The organism is Paraglaciecola sp. 20A4, from assembly GCF_011378905.1.
Taxonomy (GTDB): domain Bacteria; phylum Pseudomonadota; class Gammaproteobacteria; order Enterobacterales; family Alteromonadaceae; genus Paraglaciecola.
Map to the genome: position 1 here is coordinate 1 of NZ_WTPY01000072.1, position 1126 is coordinate 1126.

The 1126-nt window shown below is 46.9% G+C and carries 1 protein-coding gene; it reads right to left on the reverse strand.

Annotated elements, in window-relative coordinates; genetic code table 11:
• The coding region (locus GQS54_RS22860; protein ID WP_166426222.1) for an ISAs1 family transposase at positions 1–1109 on the reverse strand (1109 nt) is incomplete at its 3' end.
• Positions 1110–1126: the final 17 nt, after the last annotated feature.

The following is a 1126-nucleotide window of genomic DNA, read 5'->3' on the forward strand; positions in this document are numbered from 1 at the left end:
CTACTGAATCCCGCTGTTAATACAGCTTCCAGATAATTGGCTTTCATCCAAGCACGCTTTTGCTTGGCAGGTATGCTGCCTTTTGACGACTCAGCACGCAACATATTTAACGCTAGGTGCCGTAGCATTGACCAGTTTTCCGCACCATGATTTTGGTGTATATGGCAGGCATCCTCACCCATACTGACATCCAATACCCAGTGCAAGCTATTCTCTACAGCCCAGTGGGAGCGTACTGCTTCCGCTAATTGCTTCTCGCTTAAAGACGCTGAGCTGATATGGTAGCGGTACGTCAGTTCGGGCGCTTTGTCTTGTTGTTGGCGAAAGCTCATGCTCATACCGAGCGTTTTTAACTGTGGCCACTGCGGGAACATTTTGCTCACTTCTTCGGCCTTTAACACATGATAAGTGCGAGCTTCTATGCGACCACGTTTTTGCTCAAATGTTAATCCACCAAGCGGTGCTTTGCGTGTCTCAGCAAACGCATTGACCACGGCCTTACAGAGCGTTTCTTGATTACTTTTGAGCGTGAACAAATAGTCCCCACCTTGTGCCACTATTTCTTCTGCAATGCTGGTTTGGCAGCCCATAGCGTCTATCGACACGAGCGTTCCTTTGATATCAAGTAACTGAATAAGCTCAGGAATGGCTGTTATTTCGTTTGATTTCTCTGAAGTTTTAACCTGACCTAAAACCACTTTATTAGCACAAGCAAACGCATTGACCATGTGTATGGTCGATTGGCGATCACCACGTTGATAAGAGCTTCGCAGCGTTTTACCGTCAATTGCAATCAATTGCCCTTCGGTACTTTCATGTACGGCCTGCATCCATTGGATAAAGCAGGCTCTGAACTGCTCAGGGTCAATACGTGAAATGGTACGAGCAATAGTGTCATCGACAGGTACGCCATCTCTCAAGAAACCATGTTGCTGGAACCATTCTATGTGACCATCGGCATAATCGCGGATCTCGCTCCAACCTTCGGCTCCAGCGACAACACCACACAAAGTAATAAACAAAATATCCTCAAGTGGATAGGTAACCTTGGCGGATTGACGGGTGTCGGATAATTGGCCAAAGTGGGCTGTGAAGGCTTCGATATACATGCTTTACTCCCTAAAAG